General features: G+C 51.1%; 14 protein-coding genes and 1 pseudogene. 10 read left to right on the forward strand and 5 right to left on the reverse strand.

All coding sequences use genetic code 11. The annotated features are described in order from the left end of the window. Positions 1–49 precede the first annotated feature (49 nt). Positions 50–601 carry a phosphodiesterase gene (yfcE, locus tag SK35_RS07730; RefSeq protein WP_048215855.1) on the forward strand — a complete coding sequence of 184 codons (552 nt, stop codon included), beginning with the start codon at positions 50–52 and terminating at the stop codon, positions 599–601. Between the two features lie 56 nt (positions 602–657). Then, complete coding sequence (gene yfcD, locus SK35_RS07735; protein ID WP_003834775.1) at positions 658–1,212, forward strand: NUDIX hydrolase YfcD; 555 nt, start codon at positions 658–660, stop codon at positions 1,210–1,212. Between the two features lie 56 nt (positions 1,213–1,268). On the opposite strand, the pseudogene yfcC reads toward yfcD, so the two are convergent. The 3 genes and pseudogenes from yfcC to ackA all read right to left on the reverse strand — a co-directional run bounded on the left by yfcC (position 1,269) and on the right by ackA (position 6,408). Continuing rightward, positions 1,269–2,789, reverse strand: a pseudogene (gene yfcC / locus SK35_RS07740) (putative basic amino acid antiporter YfcC). Between the two features lie 199 nt (positions 2,790–2,988). Further along, positions 2,989–5,130 (reverse strand): phosphate acetyltransferase, encoded by a 2,142-nt coding sequence (gene pta / locus SK35_RS07745; protein WP_003834771.1) that lies wholly within the window; start codon positions 5,128–5,130, stop codon positions 2,989–2,991. Between the two features lie 75 nt (positions 5,131–5,205). Further along, positions 5,206–6,408, reverse strand: coding sequence for an acetate kinase (ackA, locus tag SK35_RS07750; protein ID WP_003834770.1), 1,203 nt, complete (start codon positions 6,406–6,408; stop codon positions 5,206–5,208). Positions 6,409–6,747: 339 nt separating this feature from the next. Between ackA and yfbV the strand changes: the two genes are divergently transcribed. From yfbV to SK35_RS07770, 4 genes are all read left to right on the forward strand, one after another. Continuing rightward, positions 6,748–7,203: a terminus macrodomain insulation protein YfbV gene (gene yfbV / locus SK35_RS07755; protein WP_003028087.1), complete on the forward strand. Its 456-nt coding sequence runs from the start codon at positions 6,748–6,750 to the stop codon at positions 7,201–7,203. A gap of 83 nt (positions 7,204–7,286) precedes the next feature. After that, a complete protein-coding gene (locus SK35_RS07760; RefSeq protein ID WP_003028086.1) occupies positions 7,287–7,781 on the forward strand; it encodes a YfbU family protein in 495 nt (164 codons plus the stop codon). Next, positions 7,774–8,451: a sugar phosphatase gene (locus tag SK35_RS07765; RefSeq protein ID WP_008785348.1), complete on the forward strand. Its 678-nt coding sequence runs from the start codon at positions 7,774–7,776 to the stop codon at positions 8,449–8,451. The genes SK35_RS07760 and SK35_RS07765 overlap by 8 nt, the downstream gene beginning before the upstream one ends. 77 nt (positions 8,452–8,528) lie before the next feature. Continuing rightward, positions 8,529–10,361, forward strand: a complete 1,833-nt coding sequence (locus tag SK35_RS07770; RefSeq protein WP_032944084.1) for an SLC13 family permease — start codon at positions 8,529–8,531, stop codon at positions 10,359–10,361. Between the two features lie 63 nt (positions 10,362–10,424). On the opposite strand, the gene yfbR is transcribed toward SK35_RS07770, so the two are convergent. Both yfbR and alaA read right to left on the reverse strand, forming a co-directional pair. Then, complete coding sequence (yfbR, locus tag SK35_RS07775; RefSeq protein WP_003028083.1) at positions 10,425–11,024, reverse strand: 5'-deoxynucleotidase; 600 nt, start codon at positions 11,022–11,024, stop codon at positions 10,425–10,427. Positions 11,025–11,107: 83 nt separating this feature from the next. Then, complete coding sequence (alaA, locus tag SK35_RS07780; RefSeq protein ID WP_003028082.1) at positions 11,108–12,325, reverse strand: alanine transaminase AlaA; 1,218 nt, start codon at positions 12,323–12,325, stop codon at positions 11,108–11,110. Positions 12,326–13,252: 927 nt separating this feature from the next. On the opposite strand from alaA, the gene lrhA reads away from it, so the two are divergent. The 4 genes from lrhA to nuoC all read left to right on the forward strand — a co-directional run bounded on the left by lrhA (position 13,253) and on the right by nuoC (position 17,828). Next, complete coding sequence (lrhA, locus tag SK35_RS07785) at positions 13,253–14,191, forward strand: transcriptional regulator LrhA (protein WP_003834760.1); 939 nt, start codon at positions 13,253–13,255, stop codon at positions 14,189–14,191. Positions 14,192–14,818: 627 nt separating this feature from the next. Continuing rightward, positions 14,819–15,262, forward strand: coding sequence for an NADH-quinone oxidoreductase subunit NuoA (gene nuoA / locus SK35_RS07790; RefSeq protein ID WP_003028077.1), 444 nt, complete (start codon positions 14,819–14,821; stop codon positions 15,260–15,262). Positions 15,263–15,277: 15 nt separating this feature from the next. Beyond that, a complete protein-coding gene (gene nuoB, locus SK35_RS07795) occupies positions 15,278–15,940 on the forward strand; it encodes an NADH-quinone oxidoreductase subunit NuoB (RefSeq protein ID WP_003028075.1) in 663 nt (220 codons plus the stop codon). Positions 15,941–16,025: 85 nt separating this feature from the next. Further along, positions 16,026–17,828 carry an NADH-quinone oxidoreductase subunit C/D gene (gene nuoC, locus SK35_RS07800; RefSeq protein WP_003834757.1) on the forward strand — a complete coding sequence of 601 codons (1,803 nt, stop codon included), beginning with the start codon at positions 16,026–16,028 and terminating at the stop codon, positions 17,826–17,828. Position 17,829 lies beyond the last annotated feature (1 nt).

Genomic DNA, 17,829 nt, shown 5'->3' on the forward strand with positions numbered 1-17,829 from the left:
GGCCGTAATCCAGTATCATTACAAGGTAATTTTCAGCGAGGAGTGAGTGATGAAACTGATGTTCGCATCGGACATTCATGGTTCGTTGCCAGCCACGGAACGCGTACTCGAGCGGTTTGCTGCAAGCGGCGCGCAATGGCTGGTGATATTGGGTGATGTTTTAAACCACGGACCGCGTAATGCGCTTCCAGAAGGCTATGCACCTGCGCAGGTTGCTGAACGGCTGAATGAGCTGGCATCGCGAATTATTGCGGTGCGTGGTAATTGCGACAGCGAAGTGGATCAGATGCTCCTGCATTTTCCGATGACTGCGCCGTGGCAGCAAATTCTGACAGAAAACCAGCGACTCTTTTTGACGCACGGACATCTTTTTGGCCCGCAAAATTTGCCGGCGCTCAATGCGGGCGATGTTCTGGTTTATGGGCATACTCATCTGCCGGTTGCTGAGCGGCGCGAGGGTATCTATCATTTCAATCCCGGCTCGGTAAGCATCCCGAAAGGGGGCTTTGCGGCAAGTTACGGGATTCTGGATGATAATGTTCTCAGCGTAATGGCACTCAATGATCAAAGTGTTATTGCACAGGTCGAGATTAATCCGTAATTTACCCCACAAACATAAACGCGCCGTAAGAGCGCCAGAAAAAAGAAGGTTTCCTGATGGTGGAACAGCGTCGTTTGGCAAGTACTGAATGGGTGGATATTGTGAATGAAGACAATGAAGTCATTGCACAGTCCAGCCGGGAACAAATGCGGGCGCAACGCTTACGCCATCGTGCAACGTATATCGTTGTGCATGATGGTATGGGCAAAATTCTGGTTCAACGTCGCACTGAGACAAAAGATTTTTTGCCCGGCATGCTGGATGCCACCGCAGGCGGTGTGGTTCAGGCTGACGAGCAGATGCTGGAATCAGCGCGTCGTGAAGCAGAAGAGGAACTGGGGATTGCGGGCGTGCCGTTTGCCGAGCATGGTCAGTTTTACTTTGAAGACCAGAACTGTCGCGTATGGGGTGGGTTGTTTAGCTGCGTTTCCCACGGACCGTTTGCGCTTCAGGAAGATGAGGTCAGTGAAGTTTGCTGGTTGACGCCGGAAGAAATTACCGCGCGCTGCGACGAATTTACACCGGACTCCCTGAAAGCCCTGGCGCTGTGGATGACCCGCAACGCCAAGAATGAAGGGGCGAAAGCCGAAAAGCAGGAAGAAGCTGAGTAAACTCTGTTCATCCGGCCTACTGCGTCGAGAAATCGAGTAGGCCGGACGCACACTTTTTAATGGTAACCCATCATCTGCGCGCCAATCACCACCACGCTGGACATAATAAACAGCAGTCCCAACAGCGTAGCACCTACCTTCAGCCAGTTACGAAAATCCACCCGACAAACGCCTAACGTAGCCATCAGAGATGCTGACGTCGGATAGATAATATGACTGAATCCGTCGCCAAACTGGAAGGCCAGGACTGTGACCTGACGGTTTACGCCAACCAGATCGCCCAGCGGTGCCAGTAGCGGCATGGTTAACGCAGCCTGACCAGAGCCGGAAGTGACGAAGAAATTAAAAACAGCCTGGAACAACAGCATAAACCACGCCGCGATGGCGTTATCCAGCCCGCTGATGCCATTGGCAATGCTGTGCAGCAGAGTGTTTAACACGCTGGCTTCACCCGCCTATCCATTACCGACCAGTAGTAAAATGCCTTTGGCAAAACCAACCAGCAGGGCAGGGGCAATCATCATTCGTGCACCCTCAGTGAATGAGGAGGCCATGATGTTGACCGTCATGCCGTTGAGCCGAAACACGACGCCGATAATGCCAATCACCAGACCCATCGTGAAGAACTGACTGGCGATCTCAGGAATAAACCACGCGTTGACGATAACGCCCCAGACAACCCAAATCATCACCGCGGTCAGCACCAGTAGCACTAACCAGTCTCCCAGCGTGAAGCGTCGTTCCACGACCTCGTCCTGCTGCTCGCGAAAGAAGCTGTCGGATTCATGTACCCGGGACAAAAGCGGATTCTTTTTGATACGCGCCGCATAGGCCAGCGTGAAGGTCAGCCCGATTAGTGTAGCGATCACCCAGACCACGATGCGTAGCCCGGAACCAGAGAGCACCGGTACCCCCGCAATACCTTGCGCGACCACCACGCAAAATGGGTTCATCCATGAGCTGGCGAAACCAATCTGAGTCGCGATATAGGTAACCAGCACGGTGGTGATACTGTCGTAACCTAGCCGTACCATCAAAGGCGCGATGATAATGGCAAAGGCAACAGCCTCTTCCCCCATGCCAAACACCGCACCGCCTAAGGAGAAGAGAATAAACAGCACTGGGATAAACAGGACCTCGTTGCCCCGCGTATGGCGAATGAGCGCCAGGATGCCGTTATCAATGGTGCCGGTACGCATAACGATGCCGAATGCGCCGCCAATGACCAGCATAAACATAATGATGCCGACAGCAGTGCCGAATTTCGAGCCGGAGGTTAATCCTTCAAACGGGAAATTCATCAGGCCTGGGCGTTCATCTCCGGTGGTGAATAACTGCACCCGGTGATACTGCTCTTCACCTTCGTCGTTGGTCAGAATACGAAAGGAATGGGGGTCAACCACCTTACGGGTTTTGGTTTGTCCATCAACCTGATACTGAACTTCCTGGCTGTCGAACATCCCGACGGGAACAACCCATGTTGCCAGACTGGTTAAAATGGCGACGAAAAAAATAATCACCAGCGTGTCGGGCATCGCCCATTTTTTAGCTGGCTGTGATTCTGTTACTGCTGACATGAAAGACTATCCCTGTTGCAACGCAAAAGAGAGTAAGTATGCGAACAGAAGAATAGTTATTCATTGATGCAGCGCATCCAGGCAAATGTTTCAGATTATGCCAAAGGGGAAAAAGACATAAAAAAACCGGAAATATCAGCTATTTCCGGTTTGATAAGCAGATGTGTTGCCGGATAAAAGATCCGGCACACTCGGCAGATTACTGCTGCTGGGAAGACTGGATCGCGGTCAGTGCGATGGTGTAGACGATATCGTCTACCAGCGCGCCACGAGACAGGTCGTTCACCGGCTTGCGCATACCCTGCAGCATTGGCCCGATGGAGATCAGGTCGGCAGAACGCTGTACCGCTTTGTAAGTGGTGTTACCGGTGTTCAGATCCGGGAAGATGAACACGGTAGCGCGACCTGCAACCGGAGAGTTCGGCGCTTTGGATTTCGCTACGTCAGCCATAACGGCGGCGTCGTACTGCAGCGGACCGTCGATCATCAGGTCAGGACGTTTTTCCTGTGCCAGACGGGTTGCTTCGCGAACTTTCTCTACGTCACTACCTGCACCAGAAGTACCGGTGGAGTAGGAGAGCATCGCTACGCGCGGTTCGATACCGAAGGCAATTGCGGAATCAGCGGACTGAATCGCGATTTCTGCCAGCTGCTCTGCAGTCGGATCCGGGTTGATCGCGCAGTCGCCGTAAACGTAAACCTGATCCGGCAGCAGCATGAAGAACACGGAAGACACCAGAGAGCTACCCGGTGCAGTTTTGATCAGCTGCAGCGGCGGACGGATGGTGTTCGCGGTGGTGTGTACTGCACCAGAAACCAGACCGTCAACATCGTCCTGTTCCAGCATCAGGGTACCGAGAACCACGTTGTCTTCCAGCTGTTCGCGGGCAACGGTTTCGGTCATACCTTTGTTTTTACGCAGTTCGACCAGGCGAGCAACGTAGCTTTCGCGAACCACATCTGGATCAACGATTTCTACACCAGCACCCAGTTCAACGCCCTGAGAGGCTGCAACGCGGGTGATCTCATCCGGGTTACCCAGCAGTACGCAGGTTGCGATACCACGTTCAGCACAGATAGCAGCCGCTTTAACGGTACGCGGTTCGTCGCCTTCCGGCAGAACAACGCGTTTGCCCGCTTTGCGCGCCAGCTCGGTCAACTGATAACGGAACGCTGGCGGAGACAGACGACGGCTACGCTCAGAGGTTGCAGTCAGGGATTCAATCCAGTCAGCATTGATGTAGTTAGCAACGTATTCCTGAACTTTCTCAATGCGCTCGTGATCGTCAACCGGAACTTCCAGGTTGAAGCTCTGCAGGCTCAGAGAGGTCTGCCAGGTGTTGGTGTTTACCATGAATACCGGCAGGCCAGTTTCAAATGCACGTTCGCACAGTTTAGTGATGCGCGCATCCATTTCGTAGCCGCCAGTCAGCAGCAGGGCACCGATTTCCACGCCGTTCATAGCAGCCAGACATGCTGCAACCAGCACGTCAGGACGGTCGGCAGAAGTCACCAGCAGAGAACCTGCGCGGAAGTGCTCCAGCATGTGCGGAATGCTGCGTGCGCAGAAAGTCACAGACTTCACGCGACGGGTGTTGATATCGCCTTCGTTAACGATGGTGGCGTTCAGGTGACGCGCCATATCGATTGCACGAGTAGCGATCAGATCGAAGCTCCATGGCACCGCGCCCAGAACCGGCAGCGGACTGGATTCTTGCAGTTTAGCCGGATCAACTTTGATCACTTTCGCTTTGGAAGAGTCGTCGAAAATCTCGGACAGATCCGGGCGAGTACGGCCCTGCTCATCAACCGGTGCGTTCAGTTTGTTAACGATTACGCCGGTGATGTTGGTGTTTTTCGCGCCGCCGAAGCTGCTGCGAGTCAGTTCAATACGCTCGTTCAGCTGTTCCGGGGTGTCGGTACCCTGAGACATAACGAAGACGATTTCCGCGTTCAGCGTTTTCGCGATTTCGTAGTTCAGAGACTGCGCGAACTGATGTTTACGGGTTGGGACCAGGCCTTCAACCAGTACGACTTCAGCGTCTTTGGTGTTCGCGTGGTAGTTCGCGATGATCTCTTCCATCAGCACATCTTTCTGATTGCTGGACAGTAAAGATTCAACGTGGCTCATCTTCAGCGGCTCAGCGGCTGGCAGAGAAGAGTTAGCACGGACGATGCTGGTAGTCTGGTCTGGCGCATCGCCACCGGCACGCGGTTGAGCGATCGGCTTAAAGACGCTCAGACGAACGCCTTTGCGTTCCATTGCGCGGATCACGCCAAGGCTGACGCTGGTCAGGCCGACGCTGGTTCCGGTAGGGATCAGCATAATAATACGGGACACGGTTTATCCTCTTTCGTTACCGCCAATTTAGACGGGTTACAAAACAGCACCGCCAGCTAGGCTGGCGGTGTGAAATCAGGCAGTCAGACGGCTCGCGTCTTGCGCGATAACCAGTTCTTCGTTGGTTGGGATAACCAGCGCAGGACGGGTACCTTCTTTGTTGATGAAACCAGATTTGCCGAAACGTGCGGCCAGGTTACGTTCGTGGTCAACTTCAAAGCCCAGAACGCCCAGTTTGCCCAGAGACAGTTCACGAACCATCGCTGCGTTTTCACCGATACCACCGGTGAAGACAACTGCATCCAGACGACCATCCATCAGCGCAGTGTAAGAACCGATGTATTTCGCCAGACGGTGGCAGTAAACGTCCATTGCACGTTTAGCGTCTTCTTTAGTAGCGTAGTTATCTTCAACATAACGGCAGTCGCTGGTGACTTCGGTCAGACCCAGCAGGCCGGACTCTTTGGTCAGCATTTTGTTGATCTGGTCAACGCTCATGCCCAGGGTATCGTGCAGGTGGAAGATGATCGCCGGGTCGATGTCACCGGAACGCGTACCCATCACCAGACCTTCCAGCGGGGTCAGACCCATGGAGGTATCAACACATTTACCGTTACGGATAGCAGATACAGAACCGCCATTGCCCAAGTGGCAAGTGATGATGTTCAGCTCTTCAACCGGTTTGTTCAGCACTTTTGCCGCTTCCTGTGTGACGAAGAAGTGGCTGGTACCGTGCGCGCCGTAACGACGAACGCCGTGTTCTTTGTACAGGCTGTACGGCAGAGCATAGAGGTAAGACTCTTCCGGCATAGTCTGATGGAACGCGGTGTCGAATACAGCCACGTTTTTGTCTTTCAGATTAGGGAAGGATTTCAGCGCTTCTGCGATACCGATCAGGTGAGCCGGGTTATGCAGCGGTGCGAAAGAGGCAGAATCTTTGATGCCCTGAATAACGGAATCATCGATAACCACGGAGCTGGTGTACTTCTCGCCGCCGTGTACGATACGGTGACCAATAGCGGTCAATTGCGCAGACAATTCTGGTTTTTGTGCCAGAATAGTGTTAACGATAAAGTTCAGCGCTTCACTGTGAGCGGCGCCTGCACCTAAAGCCGCTTCTTGTTTACCGCCGTCCATTTTCCACTTGATACGTGCTTCTGGGAGATGGAAACATTCGGCTAAACCAGAGAGGTATTCTTCACCGTTTACTGCATCGATGATGGCAAATTTCAGTGAGGAGCTACCGCAGTTCAGAACCAGTACTAACTTACTCGACATGGAAGTACCTATTTATGATACGTGGCTAAAAAAACGTCAGGGAGTCATAGAGCGTAGCGCATGATGACACCGACGTTTATGATTAACATCATGCGCCATAGTCTTTTTGGGCACGATGGAATAAATACCTTTGAGTCTATGTCATTTTGCGTATTTTTCAGGCAATGGCATAATGTATGCCAATTTGACGACTCAATGATTTTGGACTACAGGCCTTACAGGCCGGCACAGGATACCTGAATGTGGGTATCAAAGACAAAATGTTTTGAACGATGTCCCTTGTAGTTGTTGTTTTGCACAAATTTTTTAATTTTTATATGTGAAGTTGAGGTAACCGCCATGTCGACACCGGATAATCGCTCCGTCAATTTTTTTAGCTTGTTTCGCCGGGGGCAGCACTATGCAAAGACGTGGCCAATGGAAAAGCGCCTTGCGCCCGTGTTTGTTGAGAACCGCGTGATCCGCATGACGCGTTACGCGATTCGTTTTATGCCGCCTATCGCCGTCTTCACCTTATGTTGGCAAATTGCGTTAGGGGGGCAGTTGGGCCCGGCCGTGGCGACTGCTCTGTTTGCGCTTAGCCTGCCGATGCAGGGGATGTGGTGGCTGGGAAAACGTTCCGTAACGCCGCTGCCGCCTTCAATTCTCAATTGGTTCTACGAAGTTCGGGGTAAATTGCAAGAAGCTGGGCAGGCGCTCTCTCCGGTGGAAGGAAAGCCGGATTACCAGGCGTTGGCTGACACGCTTAAGCGCGCCTTCAAACAACTGGATAAAACTTTCCTTGATGATTTGTAATTGACCCCTGATTACGCATATAAAAGAAGGCACAAGATGCCTTCTTTTTTTTCATCGCAGTAGTAGTGATACAGGAGTCCCAAATGGAAATGACCAACGCTCAACGTCTGATTTTGTCGAATCAGTACAAAATGATGACTATGCTCGATCCAACTAACGCCGAGCGTTATCGTCGTTTGCAGACGATTATTGAACGCGGTTACGGCTTGCAGATGCGTGAGCTGGATCGTGAGTTTGGTGAACTGACGGAAGAAACCTGTCGTACGATTATCGATATTATGGAGATGTATCACGCATTACATGTGTCCTGGACTAATCTTAAGGATGCGCAGGCTATTGATGAGCGTCGCGTGACCTTCCTCGGTTTTGACGCCGCAACGGAAGCCCGTTTCCTCGGGTATGTTCGTTTTATGGTCAATGTGGAAGGTCGTTACACCCACTTTGATGCGGGTACGCATGGCTTCAACGCCCAGACCCCAATGTGGGAAAAATATCAGCGTATGCTGAATGTTTGGCACTCTTGCCCGCGTCAATATCACCTGAGCGCGAATGAAATTAACCAAATCATTAATGCCTGAGGGGGCGAGCGTGCAGTGCAAAGGTTTTCTGTTTGATCTGGATGGAACGCTGGTCGATTCCTTACCCGCAGTAGAGCGTGCGTGGTGCAACTGGGCCGATCGCTTCGGCCTCGATCACGCCGAGGTACTCGGCTTTATTCATGGCAAGCAGGCCATTACCTCCCTGCGACACTTTATGGTGGGCAAGTCTGAGGCAGAGATCGCCGCGGAATTTACCCGTCTGGAGCAGATCGAAGCGACGGAAACCGCCGGGATCACCGCGCTGCCGGGGGCAGTTGATTTACTCAACCATCTCAATAAAGCGGGTATTCCATGGGCGATTGTGACCTCCGGCTCCATGCCGGTCGCACGGGCGCGCCATCGTGTTGCTGGGCTTCCTGCTCCAGAAGTGTTTGTCACCGCTGAGCGGGTAAAAAGAGGGAAGCCAGAGCCAGACGCGTATCTGTTAGGCGCTCAACTTCTGGGTCTGGCGCCGCAGGAATGTGCAGTGGTGGAAGATGCCCCCGCCGGGGTGCTCTCAGGATTGGCTGCTGGGTGTCATGTCATCGCGGTTAACGCGCCAGCGGATACGCCGCGTCTGGACGAGGTTGATTTTTCGCTGACCAGTCTGGAACATATTTCTGTGACCAAACAACCCAACGGAAATGTGGTCGTTATAAGAAATACCTGATCATGATTTAGCCCCAGATTGTTGGGGCTTTTTTATGGCAGAATCAGCCCATCCCTCTCATTTAACAAGGATATGTTGTGAACGGTGAATTGATATGGGTTCTCTCATTGCTGGCGATTGCCGTCGTCTTGTTTGCAACTGGCAGAGTGCGTATGGACGCGGTCGCTTTGCTGGTCATTATTGCCTTTGTTCTGAGCGGAACATTGAGCATCACAGAGGCTTTTTCCGGGTTCAGCGATCCTAACGTTATTTTGATAGCGGCTTTATTCATTATCGGCGACGGCCTGGTGCGTACCGGCGTGGCGACGGTAATGGGTGCCTGGCTGGTGAAGGTCGCTGGCAGCAGTGAAGTTAAAATGCTGGTGTTGCTGATGATAACCGTAGCCGGACTCGGTGCCTTCATGAGTTCGACCGGTGTGGTCGCCATCTTTATTCCGGTTGTCTTAAGCGTTTCCATGCGCATGCAAATCTCCCCCTCACGCCTGATGATGCCATTGAGCTTTGCCGGATTGATAAGCGGCATGATGACGCTGGTGGCAACGCCGCCGAACCTGGTCGTCAACAGTGAATTGTTACGTGAAGGACTTAACGGTTTTAGCTTTTTTAGCGTAACCCCACTGGGACTGGTGGTGTTGGTACTCGGCATAATTTATATGCTGGTGATGCGTTTTATGCTGAAAGGTGAAGACTCCGGGCAGCCGGGAGACGGCTGGAAGCGCCGGACCTTTCGCGATCTGATCAAAGAATATCGCCTGACAGGGCGTGCCCGTCGCCTGGCGATTCGCCCGGGTTCTCCCATGATTGGCCAACGTCTGGATGACCTGAAATTGCGTGAGCGCTACGGGGCAAACGTGATTGGTGTTGAACGCTGGCGGCGTTTTCGCCGCGTGATAGTCGATGTTAACGGGGTTTCTGAGTTCCGTGCCCGTGACGTATTGCTGATCGATATGTCAGCGGCCGACGTTGACCTGCGTGAGTTTTGCAGCGAGCAACTGTTGGAGCCGATGGTGCTGCGTGGTGAATACTTCTCCGAGCAGGCGCTTGATGTGGGTATGGCCGAGATTTCATTGATTCCTGAATCGGAATTGATCGGTAAAACGGTGCGGGAAATCGCCTTTCGTACGCGTTATGGGCTTAATGTCGTCGGACTGAAGCGTGATGGTACGGCACTGGCCGGAGCGGTGGTGGATGAACCACTACTGATGGGCGATATCATTCTGGTGGTGGGCAACTGGAAACTCATCACTTTGTTGGGGCAAAAAGGGCGCGATTTCGTGGTGCTGAATATGCCCGTGGAAGTCAGTGAAGCTTCTCCGGCGCACAGCCAGGCGCCGCATGCGATTTTCTGTCTGGTGCTGATGGTCGCGTTAATGCTCACCGATGAAATCCCTAATACAGTTGCCGCGATTATCGCCTGTTTGCTGATGGGAAAATTCCGCTGCATCGATGCCGAAAGCGCCTACAAAGCCATTCACTGGCCAAGTATTATTTTGATTGTCGGAATGATGCCTTTTGCGCTGGCATTACAAAAAACGGGCGGCGTCGATCTGGTGGTTAAAGGGCTAATGGACGTTGGTGGAGGGTACGGCCCGTATATGATGCTGGGCTGTCTGTTCGTGCTGTGCGCGACCATTGGGTTATTTATCTCTAACACTGCGACGGCGGTACTGATGGCGCCGATTGCGCTGGCGGCAGCAAAGTCGATGGGCGTTTCGCCGTATCCTTTTGCAATGGTGATTGCGATGGCGGCTTCCGCAGCCTTTATGACGCCAGTTTCTTCACCGGTAAACACACTGGTACTCGGGCCGGGTAACTACAGCTTTAGCGATTTCGTAAAAATTGGCGTGCCGTTTACCATCATTGTGATGGTGGTGTGCGTGGTGATGATCCCGATGCTGTTTCCGTTTTGATTTTTATGTGCCGGATGGCGGCTAACACCTCATCCGGCCTACAAAGGCAATGTCGCCGCAAACTTACAATGGAGAATCCTGACTGATTTCATCTAATGAGAGGTGAAAACTCGGGACGAATACGTCCATAAAGTAGTCCATCTCTTCGCTGCGTCGTGACTCCAGCGTTTTTTCCAGACGTGTTTTCGCCAGCAGAAATTCGTTGTTACCGGCAGAGAGTTCTTCCAGGCACTTCAGATACGCGCACAGGGCATCGGCCTGTTTAACAATCGACCTCTCTTCTTCACTTAAGGCATGTTCATCAATGAGCGGCGCAAAAATATCGCGCAGCTCATCGGGAACCATATCGACCAGTTTTTGTTGGGCAATTTTCTCTATCGCTTTATATTCTTGGGCAATCTGCGAGTTGAAATATTTCACTGGGGTAGGGAGATCGCCGGTTAACACCTCTGACGCATCGTGATACATCGCCAGCAGGGCAATACGCTCAGCATTAACCTGACCACCAAATTTACGGTTTTTAATTGCGGCCAGCGCATGGGCAACCATGGCAACCTGCAGACTGTGTTCGGACACGTTTTCGGTGCGCACGTTGCGCATCAGCGGCCAGCGGTTAATGAGTTTCAGACGGGAGAGGTGGGCAAAAAAGTGGCTCTGCTTCATAACGACCCTTACTCAGTGACTTCAGTAACGGTATTTTGCGCAGAGAGTGCTACCGGATGCAAACCCGGCAGCACTTTGCGTGGTTACAGCTGGCGATACCCTGACAGGAAACGCTCAAATTTACTCAGCGACATTTCGATATCGTCAATGCGCGGTAGCGTGACGATGCGGAAATGATCCGGCCACGGCCAGTTGAATGCCGTCCCCTGGACCAGCAGTACTTTTTCCTGCAACAGGAAGTCGAGTACCATTTTCTGGTCGTCATGAATATTGAAGCGTTTAGCATCAATTTTCGGGAACATATACAGCGCACCGCGCGGTTTTACGCAAGAGACGCCGGGGATGTCATTAAGCAGTTCCCAGGCGCGGTTACGTTGCTCATACAGACGCCCGCCTGGCATGATGAATTCGCTGATGCTCTGATATCCACCCAGTGCGGTCTGAATGGCATGTTGTGCCGGAACGTTGGCGCACAGGCGCATAGAAGCCAGCATCTCAAGGCCTTCGATATACCCTTTGGCATGTTTCTTCGGTCCGTTCAGTACCATCCAGCCCTGGCGGAAACCGGCAACACGATAGGTTTTTGACAGGCCGTTAAAGGTAATAGTCAGCAGGTCAGGGGCCATTGCCGCAATCGAGTGGTGCTCGGCGTCATCGTAAAGAATTTTGTCGTAAATCTCGTCCGCAAAGATGATGAGATTGTTTTGGCGGGCAATCTCAACAATCTCCATCAGCAGCTCTTTAGAATACACCGCGCCAGTAGGGTTGTTTGGGTTGATGATGACGATCCCACGGGTACGCGGCGTAATTTTGGCGCGGATATCATCCAGGTCCGGGAACCAGTCTGACGATTCGTCACACAGGTAGTGCACGGCATTACCACCAGAGAGCGAAACCGCCGCCGTCCACAGTGGATAATCAGGTGCAGGAACCAGCATTTCGTCCCCACTGTTTAGCAATGCCTGCATGGCCTGCACAATCAATTCAGATACGCCGTTACCGATATAGATATCTTCCACGGTTACGTCGCGCATCCCACGGGCCTGGTAATGCTGCATGATTGCTTTGCGGGCTGAATAAAGGCCTTTGGAATCGCAATATCCTTGCGCAGTTGGCAAATTGCGGATCACATCCACCAAAATTTCATCTGGCGCTTCAAACCCGAAAGGCGCAGGGTTGCCGATGTTCAGTTTCAGAACTTTGTTGCCTTCTTCTTCCAGGCGCTTTGCTTCCTTCAGAACCGGGCCGCGAATGTCATAACAGACGTTTTCTAATTTGCTGGATTTTTCAATGGGGGACATGAACGTTGACCTTTTTAGCTGTGAATGCCACTCCCTGCCGTGGAAGTCAGCCCAGCACAATGTACTCCCACGACGGTAAGTTTTGAAGGGTCTTTAGTAGAAGATTTTGGAAAGCAGGAGGATTATAATTCACCGTTAATAACTAAATAATGTGATTTTTGTAGAGTAATAATCTGGATTGTTGTGTTTTTTGTGGTTTATATTTTGCTTTGTTAGTGTGGGTGTGGTGATTTGTCTGGTCAAAAAAAGTTAGACCTGTAAAGAAAAAGGTAGCCGAGATCTCAGCTGAATGGCGTAATTCGAAAATACTGAGGTTTTGCCTGCGAAATCTGTTATCGGTCTGATCCCTGCGTGATGCGGTGTGAATCCATTGTTAAGCATAATTAATGAATTGAGAGATTCTTAATTAATTATTATTTATTATTTAAACGACATCAAATTGAGTGGGCCAATAATACGAAAACCGTTGCGCTGACATAACACCAATTTGCCCGGAATTATTCGCGATAACACTTATAAATATAGTGGTTTTAGGTTAAGATAACTCCTATGAAATGGTGTGTAGTACGAATTTTACAATAATTCAAATGTTTGTTGGTTGTTCCTAACATCCTGAAAAGTTAGTTTTTAATGTGTAAATTATTGTTCGTTAACTATTTTTTAAATTTACAAAATTTACATGTTTCCCATTAGTCAGAATCATCCAGCAGCTAAAAATACGGCTCTTTCTCGTTGCTATATTCCGATGAATATCACGGGTATTAAAATAGCTCAGAAAGAGAATTGTTTCGTTTGTTAAACCAAATACATCCTTATTTTCACTTGGTTACACTAAGCGAAACTGAAGGGAGGCACATTACAAATGGAGTTGTTTGATTCTGAATGCACAGCATTAACCCGGTATGACCCGCGAGTAAGTGAAAAACTATGATAAATGCAAATCGTCCGATAATTAACCTCGACCTCGATCTGCTGAGAACCTTTGTTGCTGTTGCCGACCTGAATACCTTTGCGGCTGCGGCAGCTGCGGTATGTCGAACTCAGTCTGCGGTAAGTCAGCAAATGCAGCGTCTTGAACAACTTGTGGGGAAAGAGTTGTTCGCGCGCCATGGACGCAACAAACTGCTGACCGAACATGGTATCCAGCTGTTGGGTTACGCCAGGAAAATACTGCGATTTAATGATGAGGCATGCTCATCATTGATGTTTAACAATCTTCAGGGGGTGTTAACTATCGGTGCTTCTGATGAATCCGCCGATACCATACTCCCTTTTCTGCTTAACCGTATAAGTTCGGTTTATCCGAAACTTGCACTGGATGTCAGAGTGAAACGCAACGCCTACATGGTGGAGATGCTTAAGTCGCAAGAAGTGGATTTAGTGGTCACCACTAACCGACCTGGCGATTTTGAGTGCCTGAATTTGCGGACTTCACCGACGCACTGGTATTGCGCAGCCGAATATATCCTGCAAAAAGGGGAACCGGTGCCGTTAGTTCTGCTGGACGATCCCAGCCCGTTTCGCGATATCGTGCTGGCGACGTTGAATGCAGCACAGATCCCGTGGCGTCTGGCTTATGTCGCTTCAACATTGCCTGCGGTCCGCGCGGCGGTAAAAGCAGGGCTGGGCGTTACTGCCCGTCCTGTCGAAATGATGAGCCCGGATTTACGCGTACTGGGTGCGGCAGACGGATTGCCACCTCTGCCTGATACCGAGTATCTGCTGTGCAGCGATCCGGCCACGCAAAATGAATTAGCTCAGGTTATCTTTAAGTCGATGCAGACATATCAAAATCCTTGGCAATACAATCAGTTTACCCCTGAAGGGGGAGATGACTCGCTGATTGTTGAAGGCGACTTTGAGTAAAGCGTCACAAAAAAACGTTTTAAAATGTAAGTGTAAAAAAGAGCCACTGATGATGAAAAAACATCCAGTGGCTCTTTTTTTATGCGAATATTACTGCTTTCTGTTCATTGATATACTAAAACTTAACAAAATCAGCAGGTAAAAAAACAGACTGACAATAGGGTGAAAAATAATCAGCTGAGTTACTAAATGTTTCCATGTTAAAAAACTAGAGAAATTGTTGCTGTTTTTTATGGTGAATTAACAAAAGCGTGTCACAGATCAAGAAAATACTCCCATTTAGGGGGAGGCATCTGGGTGAATTCCTGTCAAAATAGACGTGTATTATCTTTTTTACTTCACTACGGACACGATTCAACAACATTAAAAATGACCGATGATGCAATCGAAGTGGGTCTAAAGAGCACTTTATGTTAATGAAGTTGGAACAGTGTAAAATAATGTGAGGAAACTTTTGTTAAAGTTGACAAAAGGTTATAGAAAGGAGTAAAAAACCCCATCAATTAGCTGTCTAAAATGATTTTTCACAGTGATTGTAAGGTTTTTTTTATTCCTCCCCATGAATCGATGTGGCGTTCATCTGCCGAAAAGAGCAGAGAATTTGGCGCTACTTTTGATGAGTAAGCAATGAGTATGTCAACATCCACTGAAATCATCGCTCATCACTGGGCATTCGCTATCTTTCTTATCGTTGCCATTGGCCTGTGCTGCCTGATGCTCGTCGGCGGCTGGTTTTTAGGGGGTCGCGCACGCGCGAGATCTAAAAACGTGCCGTTTGAATCAGGTATCGACTCGGTCGGCACCGCCCGCCTGCGCCTGTCTGCCAAGTTTTATCTGGTAGCCATGTTCTTCGTTATCTTCGACGTTGAAGCGCTGTATCTGTTCGCATGGTCAACTTCTATTCGTGAAAGCGGTTGGATTGGCTTTGTGGAAGCTGCAATTTTTATTTTTGTGTTACTGGCAGGTCTGGTTTATCTGGTGCGTATTGGCGCGCTGGACTGGACGCCCGCGCGTTCACGCCGCGAGCGTATGAACCCGGAAACGAACAGTATCGCTAATCGTCAACGCTAACCGCGAGGCATTAAGATGGATTATACGCTCACCCGCATAGATCCTAACGGTGAGAACGACCGTTACCCCCTGCAAAAACAGGAGATCGTAACCGACCCCCTGGAACAAGAAGTTAACAAAAACGTGTTCATGGGCAAACTGCATGACATGGTTAACTGGGGCCGTAAAAACTCAATTTGGCCATATAACTTTGGCCTTTCCTGCTGCTACGTTGAGATGGTGACCTCGTTTACCGCCGTGCACGATGTGGCCCGTTTTGGTGCGGAAGTACTGCGTGCATCGCCGCGTCAGGCTGACCTGATGGTCGTAGCCGGAACCTGCTTTACCAAAATGGCACCAGTTATTCAGCGCCTCTACGATCAGATGCTGGAACCGAAATGGGTTATTTCCATGGGCGCATGCGCCAACTCCGGCGGTATGTACGACATCTATTCTGTGGTGCAGGGCGTTGATAAATTTATTCCGGTCGATGTGTACATCCCGGGATGTCCGCCGCGCCCAGAAGCGTATATGCAGGCTCTGATGCTGCTGCAAGATTCCATTGGCAAAGAACGCCGTCCGCTCTCCTGGGTGGTTGGCGATCAGGGCGTTTATCGCGCCAATATGCAGTCAGAACGCGAGCGTAAACGCGGCGAACGTATTGCTGTAACGAATCTTCGTACACCAGACGAGATTTAATTTGCGCCTGTCGGCAGCAGCACTTCCTTCGCTTATCACTACATAAATAGCGCGAAGCACTGCCGACCACCACGGACCATTTGCAATGGTGAACAATATGACCGACTTAACCGCGCAAGACGCCGTATGGCAAACACGGGATCACCTTGATGACCCGGTCATTGGCGAACTGCGCAACCGTTTTGGGCCGGATGCCTTTACCGTTCAGGCGACTCGCACCGGGGTACCCGTTGTTTGGGTCAAGCGTGAACAATTACTGGAAGTTGGCGATTTCTTAAAGAGACTGCCGAAACCTTACGTCATGCTGTTTGACTTACACGGCATGGACGAACGTCTGCGTACGCACCGCGAAGGGTTACCTGCCGCGGATTTTTCCGTTTTCTATCACCTGATCTCCATTGAACGCAATCGCGATATCATGCTCAAGGTGGCTTTGTCTGAAAACGATCTGCGCGTACCGACTTTCACCAAACTGTTCCCGAACGCCAACTGGTATGAGCGTGAAACCTGGGAAATGTTTGGCATCGATATCGAAGGTCACCCGCACCTGACGCGTCTGCTGATGCCGCATACCTGGGAAGGTCATCCGCTGCGTAAAGACTACCCGGCGCGTGCGACCGAATTTGATCCGTTTGAGCTGACTAAAGCCAAACAGGATCTGGAAATGGAAGCGCTGACCTTCAAACCAGAAGATTGGGGTATGAAGCGTAGCACCGAAAATGAGGACTTCATGTTCCTCAACCTCGGTCCTAACCACCCGTCTTCTCACGGTGCTTTCCGTATTGTGCTGCAGCTTGATGGCGAAGAAATCGTCGACTGCGTACCTGACATCGGCTACCACCACCGTGGCGCTGAAAAGATGGGTGAACGTCAGTCCTGGCACAGCTACATTCCGTACACCGACCGTATTGAGTACCTCGGCGGCTGCGTAAACGAAATGCCTTACGTTTTGGCCGTTGAGAAGCTGGCTGGTATCACCACGCCGGATCGCGTCAACGTGATTCGCGTGATGTTGTCCGAACTGTTCCGTATCAACAGCCACCTGCTGTACATCTCCACGTTCATTCAGGACGTCGGCGCGATGACCCCGGTCTTCTTCGCCTTTACCGACCGTCAGAAAATCTATGACGTGGTGGAAGCGATCACCGGTTTCCGTATGCACCCGGCCTGGTTCCGTATCGGCGGTGTGGCACACGATCTGCCGCGCGGTTGGGACAAGCTGCTGCGTGACTTCCTCGACTGGATGCCAAAACGTCTGGATTCTTACGAGAAAGCCGCACTGCGTAACACCATCCTGAAAGGCCGTTCGCAGGGCGTTGCCGCTTACGGTAAGAAAGAAGCGCTGGACTGGGGTTGTACCGGTGCTGCGCTGCGCGCGACCGGTATTGATTTCGACGTGCGTAAAGCGCGTCCGTACTCTGGCTACGAAAACTTTGACTTTGAAGTCCCGGTTGGCGGCGGCGTTTCTGACTGCTATACCCGCGTGATGCTGAAAGTTGAAGAGCTGCGCCAGAGTCTGCGCATCCTTGAGCAGTGCCTCAATAACATGCCGGAAGGCCCGTTCAAAGCGGATCACCCGCTGACGACGCCGCCGCCGAAAGAGCGCACGCTGCAACATATCGAAACCCTTATCACCCACTTCCTGCAGGTTTCGTGGGGTCCGGTTATGCCGGCAAACGAGTCCTTCCAGATGGTGGAAGCGACCAAGGGTATCAACAGTTACTACCTGACCAGCGATGGCAGCACCATGAGTTACCGTACCCGTATCCGTACCCCGAGCTATGCGCACCTGCAGCAGATCCCGGTAGCGGTACGTGGCAGCCTGGTGTCCGACTTAATCGTCCATCTGGGTAGTATCGATTTTGTTATGTCAGATGTGGACCGCTAAT

Origin of the sequence: Citrobacter sp. MGH105 (assembly GCF_001037485.2) — a bacterium.
Classification (GTDB): Bacteria; Pseudomonadota; Gammaproteobacteria; order Enterobacterales; family Enterobacteriaceae; genus Citrobacter; species Citrobacter portucalensis.